Origin of the sequence: Devosia sp. LC5 (assembly GCF_000735585.1) — a bacterium.
In the GTDB taxonomy this organism is placed as follows: domain Bacteria; phylum Pseudomonadota; class Alphaproteobacteria; order Rhizobiales; family Devosiaceae; genus Devosia.
In genome coordinates this window covers 88709-96763 of record NZ_JNNO01000010.1, presented here as the reverse complement: position 1 = coordinate 96763, position 8055 = coordinate 88709, and the positions used below count along the sequence as shown (strand labels likewise).

The 8055-nt window shown below is 62.3% G+C and carries 7 protein-coding genes; 3 read left to right on the top strand and 4 right to left on the bottom strand.

Features of this window, described 5'->3' with window-relative positions; all coding sequences use genetic code 11:
• Positions 1–83: 83 nt before the first annotated feature.
• Positions 84–2108, top strand: a complete 2025-nt coding sequence (gene glyS / locus FF80_RS06845; protein WP_035098844.1) for a glycine--tRNA ligase subunit beta — start codon at positions 84–86, stop codon at positions 2106–2108.
• A 27-nt stretch (positions 2109–2135) separates the two neighbouring features.
• Here glyS and FF80_RS06840 read toward each other — a convergent pair whose 3' ends face one another.
• The gene (locus FF80_RS06840; protein ID WP_152558294.1) at positions 2136–2471 is read right to left on the bottom strand and encodes a hypothetical protein; all 336 of its coding nucleotides are present in this window, start codon (positions 2469–2471) and stop codon (positions 2136–2138) included.
• A 70-nt stretch (positions 2472–2541) separates the two neighbouring features.
• On the opposite strand from FF80_RS06840, the gene FF80_RS06835 reads away from it, so the two are divergent.
• Positions 2542–3522: a DUF808 domain-containing protein gene (locus tag FF80_RS06835; protein ID WP_035098842.1), complete on the top strand. Its 981-nt coding sequence runs from the start codon at positions 2542–2544 to the stop codon at positions 3520–3522.
• A gap of 122 nt (positions 3523–3644) precedes the next feature.
• Here the strand turns inward: FF80_RS06835 and rnhA are convergent, their stop codons facing one another.
• From rnhA to ispH, 3 genes are read right to left on the bottom strand one after another with little or no spacing between them, the layout of a single operon-like run.
• Positions 3645–4118 (bottom strand): ribonuclease HI, encoded by a 474-nt coding sequence (rnhA, locus tag FF80_RS06830; RefSeq protein WP_035098841.1) that lies wholly within the window; start codon positions 4116–4118, stop codon positions 3645–3647.
• Entirely contained in the window at positions 4108–4635 is a 528-nt protein-coding gene (locus tag FF80_RS06825; RefSeq protein ID WP_081917304.1) for a GNAT family N-acetyltransferase, read from the bottom strand. Before FF80_RS06825 ends, rnhA begins: the two co-directional genes overlap by 11 nt.
• The gene (ispH, locus tag FF80_RS06820) at positions 4632–5603 is read right to left on the bottom strand and encodes a 4-hydroxy-3-methylbut-2-enyl diphosphate reductase (protein WP_035098840.1); all 972 of its coding nucleotides are present in this window, start codon (positions 5601–5603) and stop codon (positions 4632–4634) included. The genes FF80_RS06825 and ispH overlap by 4 nt, the downstream gene beginning before the upstream one ends.
• Before the next feature lie 100 nt (positions 5604–5703).
• Here ispH and FF80_RS06815 point away from each other — a divergent pair, with 100 nt between their 5' ends.
• Entirely contained in the window at positions 5704–7989 is a 2286-nt protein-coding gene (locus FF80_RS06815) for a putative PEP-binding protein (protein ID WP_152558293.1), read from the top strand.
• Positions 7990–8055: the final 66 nt, after the last annotated feature.

Below are 8055 nucleotides of genomic sequence, written 5' to 3'. Positions count from 1 at the left end.
GGCGGATGGTGACTTGAACGAAGTGGACATAACCCGCTCCCCAAGCTAAGCAAACCGCGCCTCTAACTTCCGGTACGCGTGCCATGCCCGAATTGCTGCTCGAACTTTTTTCCGAGGAAATCCCCGCCCGCTTTCAGCGTCGTGCGGCTGAGGATCTGCGCAAGGCAGTGACCAACGCGCTGGTGGATGCGGGCCTGGTCTATGAAGGTGCCAAGGCGTTCGTGACGCCCCGGCGCCTGGCGCTGACCGTGACGGGGCTTCCCGCCCGCTCGCCGGACACCCGCGAAGAAAAGAAGGGCCCCAAGGTCGGTGCGCCGCAACCGGCCATCGATGGCTTCCTGCGTGCTGCGGGATTGGCCTCGATCGAAGATGCCAAAGTCGAGAGCGATCCCAAAAAGGGTGACTTCTATGTCGCCCATATCAGCAGGCCCGGCGCCGATGCCGTCGATCTGCTGTCGGCCGTTCTGCCCAAGATTCTCACCGATTTCTCCTGGGCCAAATCCATGCGCTGGGGCAGCGGCACCTTTAATTGGGTGCGCCCGCTGCGTGCCATCACCGCTACCTTCGGCGCTGAAAACGAAGAGCCGGTGGTCATTCCCTTCGCCTCCAACGAGCTGAAATCAGGCCAGACTACGTTCGGTCACCGGTTCCTCGCGCCCGAGGCCATCAAGGTGCGCCGGTTCGACGATTATGCGGCCGCGCTGGAGCGCGCCAAGGTGGTGCTCGATATCGATCGCCGCAAGGACATCATCAGGACCGATGCCGAGCACCTGGCCTTTGCTCAAGGCCTGACTGTCATTGCCGATGAAGGCCTGCTCGAGGAAGTGGCAGGGCTGGTCGAATGGCCGGTCGTCATGATGGGCTCGTTCGATCCCGATTTCCTCAAGCTGCCCGAAGAGGTGATCATCGCCACCATTCGCGCCAATCAGAAATGCTTCTGCCTGCGCGATGCCGAGGGCAAGCTGGCGCCCAATTTCATCATCACCGCCAATACCATCGCCACCGATGGCGGCGCGGTGATCACGGCCGGCAATGAACGGGTGATCCGCGCCCGCCTCAGTGATGCGGCCTTCTTCTATCAGGGCGATCTGGCCCTGCCGCTCGAACATGGCCTGCCCAAGCTCGAAGACACCGTGTTCCACGCCAAGCTGGGCACCCAGTTCCAGCGCGTCGAGCGGCTGGTGAAGCTCGCTAGCGAAATCGCCCCGCAAGTGGGCGCCAATCCCGAACGCGCCAAGCGCGCCGCCATGCTCGCCAAGGCCGATCTCACCACCGGCATGGTCGGCGAATTCCCCGAATTGCAGGGCCTGATGGGTCGCTATTATGCATCAGCGCAGGGCGAGCCCGCTGATATCGCCACCGCCATCGAGATGCACTACAAGCCGCTCGGCCCCACCGATAAGGTGCCGACCGAGCCCACCTCCATTGCCGTGGCACTGGCCGACAAGCTCGACCTATTGACCGGCTTCTGGGCCATCGACGAAAAGCCCACCGGCTCCCGTGATCCATTCGCTTTGCGCCGTGCGGCACTGGGTGTGATCCGCATCATTTCCGAAAATGGGCTCAAATTCCCCCTCAAGGTCGAGCCGGACCTGCTGGCCTTCTTCCATGATCGGCTCAAGGTTTCCCTGCGCGATGCAGGTGCTCGGCACGATCTGCTTGATGCAGTGGTTTCGGCCGATAGCAACGACATCCTGCAGATCACCCAGCGCGCCGAGGCCCTCTCGACCCTGCTCTCGTCCGAAGACGGCAAGAACCTGCTCGCCGGCTACAAGCGCGCCGCCAATATCCTTGCTGCTGAGGAGAAAAAGGACGGCAAGAGCTACGCCGGCGCTGTCGATCAGGACACTTTGCAACTCGCGGAGGAAACCACGCTGGCCTTTGCCGTCGACGCCGTGCACGCCGCCGTCTCCGCCCATGTGGCCAAGGACGACTATAAGGGCGCCATGGCCGAATTGGCGACTTTGCGCGCGCCGGTGGATGCGTTCTTCACTGCGGTGCTGGTCAACGACGCCGATCCGGCTGTCCGAGCCAACCGGCTGAATCTGCTGGCCCGCCTGCGCGACACCATGCATCTGGTGGCCGATTTCTCCAAGGTTGCCGGCTAGGAAAAGCCGCCAACCCGCAGCGACGAGCTAGGCCGGGGTAGCGCACAAAACGCTGCCCATGTTCGTGCTGAACATGAACGAGGTCCTGCCGCCCTCGGTGCTGAAGCTGCCCGTGAGCCCGATATCGGCCAATGGGCCGCTCACAGCATTGACGCTATTGCCCGACGACGCCATTTGGCCTGTACCGCCAATGGCGGTGCTGGAACGGAAGTCGTAGTCGCCCGCCGGCGCAAGGCCCAGCGTGCCGAAGGCGGCGCCTTGCATGTCGACGCAAAGATAAACGCCGGGCGGTGGGAACTGGGCGAAAGCAGGGCTCGTTAGCGCCACGGCCAGTGCCGCACTGATTAAAAATCGTTTGCTCATGGGACGATATTGCGCTCGGTTGGCATCAACGCCAAACTAAACCGGCGCCGCTGCAAAAGGAAATACGCCAATGAGTGTTGGTTTGCTCGCCCTGCTCGACGACGTGGCCGGCCTGGTCAAGGTCGCCGCGGCGTCCCTGGATGATGTGGCGGGGCAAGCGGCCAAAGCGGGTGTCAAGGCCGCGGGCGCGGTGATCGACGATGCGGCGGTGACCCCGCGCTATGTCGATGGCTTTTCTGCGGACCGCGAACTACCCATTGTCGGCAAGATCGCGCTGGGCTCGATCAAGAACAAGCTGATTTTCCTGTTGCCCGCCGCGCTTCTGCTCAGCGCTTTCGTTCCTTGGTTGATTACGCCGCTATTGATGATCGGTGGCGCCTATCTTTGCTATGAGGGCGCAGAAAAGGTGCTGCAGGCGCTATTTCCGCACCTTGCCCACGACCACGAAGTGCAGGTCGAGGCTGCGCCGCCGAACCCGACGGCGCTCGAGGAATCCAAGATTGCCGGGGCGATCCAGACAGATTTCATCCTCTCTGCCGAGATCATGACCATTGCCCTGGCCGCCATCGAGACCGGCAATATCGTCAATGAAGCAATCATCCTGGCGGTCGTCGGCATCGGCATCACAATAGTGGTCTATGGCGGCGTCGCGCTGATCGTGAAGGCCGATGATGTGGGGCTGTGGCTGGCGACCAACGGTCGAACCGGCGGCGGCCGGGCATTCGGCCGGGGGCTCGTCACCGGCATGCCGGTCTTCATGCAGATTCTGGGCGTGGTCGGCACGGCGGCCATGATCTGGGTCGGTGGCGGCATCGTTATCCATGGACTGGTGAGCTTTGGGCTAACCGCGCCCGAACACATTGTCGAGGCGGCGGCCGAATGGGGCCAGCATGCTCTGCCGGCCATCAGCGGCTTCGCCGGCTGGTTCATGACTGCTTTGGTTGACGGCATTGCGGGCCTCGCGCTGGGCGCGGTGCTGATTCCGATTGCCGGCTATGTCATCATGCCGGCCTGGAAGGCCGTGTCGGGGCTGCTGCCGAAACGAGCCTGAGTTCTCAGTTCCGCCGTCATTGCCCGGCTTGTCCGGGCAATCCATGCTTCAGTGCGCTCGGAGAGAATGGATTACCCGGACGAGCCGGGTAATGACGATGGAACGAAGGTTCGAGTCCTCACCTAGAGATTGGACCGCGACAGCCCGCCATCGCGCTTGGGTTTGAACGGCGCCATGCCTTCATTGGCCAGCTGATCGGCGCGCTCGTTGAGGTCATGGCCGTTGTGGCCCTTGACCCAATGCCAGGAAATCGTGTGGCGCTTGGTCGCTTCGTCCAGCGCCTGCCAGAGTTCGAGATTCTTCACCGGCTTCTTGTCGGCGGTCTTCCAGCCATTCTTCTTCCAGCCATGCATCCAGCTCTGGACGCCATTTTTGACATATTGGCTATCGGTATGCAGCTCGACCACACAAGGGCGTTTGAGCGCGTTGAGTGCCTCGATGGCGGCGGTCAGCTCCATCTTGTTGTTGGTGGTCAATTGTTCGCCGCCACTCAATTCCTTGGTCTTGTCGCCATATTGCAAAATAGCGCCCCAGCCGCCGGGTCCCGGATTGCCGGAGCACGCGCCGTCGGTATGGATGATTACACTATCGCTCATGGGCAGGCCGTTTCAAATCATAGAATTGGTGGGGCATATCGGCAAAAATCGCCGCATAGGTCGGCTGCATGCCGATCTTTTCGAGGACGCGGCGAGAGGCTGTGTTGTCGCGATGCGCGAAAGCGATGAAGTAGTGCTCAGGCCGCGTGGCAAAGAACCAGTCGCGCAAGCCAATCGCTATTTCGGTGGCATAGCCTTTTCCCCACGCTTGGGAAAACAGCCCGTAGCCCAGTTCAGGTTCACCGGTCCGAGCATGGAGGCTGAACCCGGCGCGGCCCAGCAATCGGCCATCGGCGCGGCTTTCGAGGCGGTGCTTGCCCAGCCCGTGCTGCTCCAGATCCGCTATCCAACCATCAAGGCGCTCGCGGCACTTCTCCATCGACCATGCCGCGCCCGTAATGTCATAAAACCGTGCCACCAAAGGGTCAGAATGCAGGCTGAACAGCTCATCGACCTGATCGGCCCGCCAGGGCACTATGCGTAAGCGCTCGGTTTCAAGGATGACGTGGTCACTCACCGCGCAACCGCAGCTTCAATCGTGCGCAACTCGCGTGGAATGTTGAAGGCGATGTTTTCCTTGGCGGTGACGCGGGCCTCGACCTTTATGTCGTAGCGCTGCGCGAAGGCCTCGATCACCTCATCTACCAGTTTCTCGGGGGCCGAGGCACCGGCCGAAACGCCCAGCGATTTGATGCCTTCGAACCGCGCCCAGTCGATATCGGCGGCGCGGTCAACCAGCACGGCGACCTTGCAGCCCGCGCGCTCGGCCACTTCGACCAGGCGCAGCGAATTGGAGGAGTTGGGCGAGCCCACCACGATCATCGCATCCACCTCCGGCGCCACAGCCTTGATGGCCTCCTGCCTATTGGTGGTGGCGTAGCAGATGTCTTCCTTGTGCGGGCCGTTAATGGCGGGGAAGCGCTGCTGCAATGCGGTGACGATCTCGCGCGTGTCATCGACCGACAACGTCGTTTGCGTCACAAAAGCCAGCGTCTGCGGGTCGCGCGGCTCAAAGCGGCGGGCATCGTCAATAGTTTCGATCAACGTGATCGCGCCGTCGGGCAATTGCCCCATCGTGCCCACCACTTCGGGGTGCCCCTTGTGGCCGATCAGCACGATTTCATGACCCTCGGCAAAATGCCGCTGGGCCTCCACATGCACTTTGGAAACCAAGGGGCAGGTGGCATCGAGAAAGAACATGTTGCGGGTGCGCGCATCGGCCGGCACGCTTTTGGGCACGCCATGGGCCGAAAACACTACGGGCGCCCCGGTATCGGGGATTTCGTCGAGTTCTTCGACAAAGATCGCGCCTTTGTCGCGCAACCCGTCCACCACATATTTGTTGTGCACGATGGCGTGGCGCACATAGACGGGGGCGCCGTATTTTTCCAGCGCCAGCTCCACGATCTGGATGGCGCGATCGACGCCGGCGCAAAATCCGCGTGGGGCGCAGAGCAGAATGTCTAGTTGTGGCCGCTTTTCCATATCAGATCAGATGCTTTCGGCGCTGCGCCAAGTCAAGTCTTGTTGCAGCCGGTCTGGGTCATAGGCATTATGCACCCGTAAATATGGCAAGGACTTAACGGTGAGTTTGGCCCAGGAAATGTTCGCGATCGCCCCGGCCATGGGGAAGGCGAACCTGTCGGCCAGCCAACTCAAGCTGCTGAGCGGCAAATCGCGCTGGATTTTCCGCGTGGGCGAAGCCGGTTTCCCAACTGTGCCCACCATCTGCATCACCCGAGCCGCCTGGGACGCTCTGCAATCTGAGCGGGCGCGGCGGGACCTCAAGCTGCGCACCCATTGGATCGCGTGCCTGTTCAAGCTGGTAGACAAGGATGGCAATCCGCCGGTTCTCGTGGTCCGAACCTCGGCCGCCACCCATAATGGCGGGCTGATGCCGGCAAAGCTGGGGATTTCCGCCCCTGCCAATCCTGAAGATTCGGTCGATCCGGCAAGGCCACTGGCCAGGGCGATCAAGAACGCCTTTGACAGCTATGGCTTCGGCCAGGGCTGGACCAGCCCTCGCCAGGACGATGATCGCGGCAAGCAGATCGTGCTGGTGCAGGCTTTGGCCGATGGCGAAATCGAGCAATTCCTGACCCGCAATGCGGTCACCGGCGCGCTGGGTGCCTCGCCGATCAATGGCGGGCCACTGCCCAAATTGCCCGACACGATCGAGCCACTGGTGGCCCTTCTCGATGCCAAGGCCGGGCGTCATATGGTGTGTTCGGTTGCCATCAAGCGCGGCCAGGTGACGTTCGTTTCCGCACGGCCAGCGCAGGTGACGGCGGCTGCGGATCTGGAAGCGGCAGTCGACCGCGTCAATCGCAAGGTCTGGTCGGCCCAGAACGCCGTCTCCCGCGTCGATCCGTCGCGGCTGGCTCAATTGCTGCATCCCCGCATCCGCTCGACCGAGGGGGCCGCGCCGATCGCAGCGGGCCTGGGCGTCTCGCCGGGCGCGGCCAGCGGCATCATCGTGTTTAATCCCGAAGATGCGGCACGGCTGCGCGCGCGCGGCAAACATTGCATTCTGGTGGTCAACGAAACCGGCCCCGCTGATATCGAAGGCATGAAGGCCGCCACCGGCATTCTGACGGCGCGTGGCGGCATGTCCAGCCATGCTGGCGTCATTGCCCGCATCACCGGCAAGCCCTGTGTCGCCGGGGTGCGTACGCTTTCCGTCGATGCTGCCGAGATGGTGTGCCGTATTGGCGATCGTGAATTCCGCAGCGGCGATAGGTTGACCATCGACGGATCCGACGGCTCGGTTTATCTCGGCACCCTCTCGCTGGCGCAGCCTCATATCGGGGGGGCCATCGGCACGCTGCTGGGTTGGTCCGATGCCAGCCGCACCATCGCGGTGCGCACCAATGTGGAAACCGTGGAATCGGCCAATACGGCGCTGAGTTTTGGCGCCGAAGGCATCGGTCTCGCGCGTTCGGAACACATGTTCTTTTCGCCCGAGCGCATGGTGGCGCTGCGCCGCATGATCCTCTCCGAAGACGAGGAAGACCGCAGTCGCGCCGTCAATGGCCTGGTGGATTTCCAGACGGGGGATTATTCCGCGCTGTTTTCGGCCATGAAGGGCCTGCCGGTCACGGTGCGGCTGTTTGATCCGCCCTTGCACGAATTCCTGCCGCGCAGCGATGAGGACATTGAGGAAACTGCCGCCTCGCTGGGCCTTGCCGTGCGCGCGCTACGCCTGCGGCTCGAGCGGATTGCCGAGATCAATCCCATGCTGGGCCATCGCGGCGTGCGGCTGGCCATCACCTATCCCGAAATTCTGCAAATGCAGATGCAGGCCATCATGGCGGGCGTCCGCGCGGCCAGCGAAAAGCAAAGCGAGCCGGTGGCCGTCGAGGTCATGGTGCCCTTCGTCTCTACTGCGACCGAAGTCGCCTGGGTGCGTGAGCGGGCCCATGCCATTGCCGCCAATTCGGGCCTGTTACGCTCGGACCGGGTCAAATTCTCCTTCGGCACCATGATCGAACTGCCGCGTGCTTGCCTGCGCGCCGGGGATATCGCCAATATGGTGGATTTCATCTCCTTCGGTACCAATGATCTGACCCAGACCACGTTCGGCATTTCCCGCGACGACGCGCCCACTTTTCTCGCCGCCTATCAGCGCAAGGGCATTTATGAGCGCGACCCCTTCGTCACCATTGACGAAAAGGGCGTGGGCGAAATGATCTCCATCGCCATCGAGCGGGGCAGGGCCGCCAATCCCCATCTCAAGATCGGCATTTGCGGCGAACATGCCGGCGATCCGGTCTCGCTCAAGTTCTTTGCGGGGCTCGGCGTCGACTATGTCAGTTGCTCACCCTATCGTGTGCCGGTGGCAAGGCTGACGCTGGCGCAGACTTCTGCTTAAATAGTGCCCGACACTCCCCATATAAGGGGGCAATGAAGGCCGGCGCCAATTGACCGGTTACTTTGG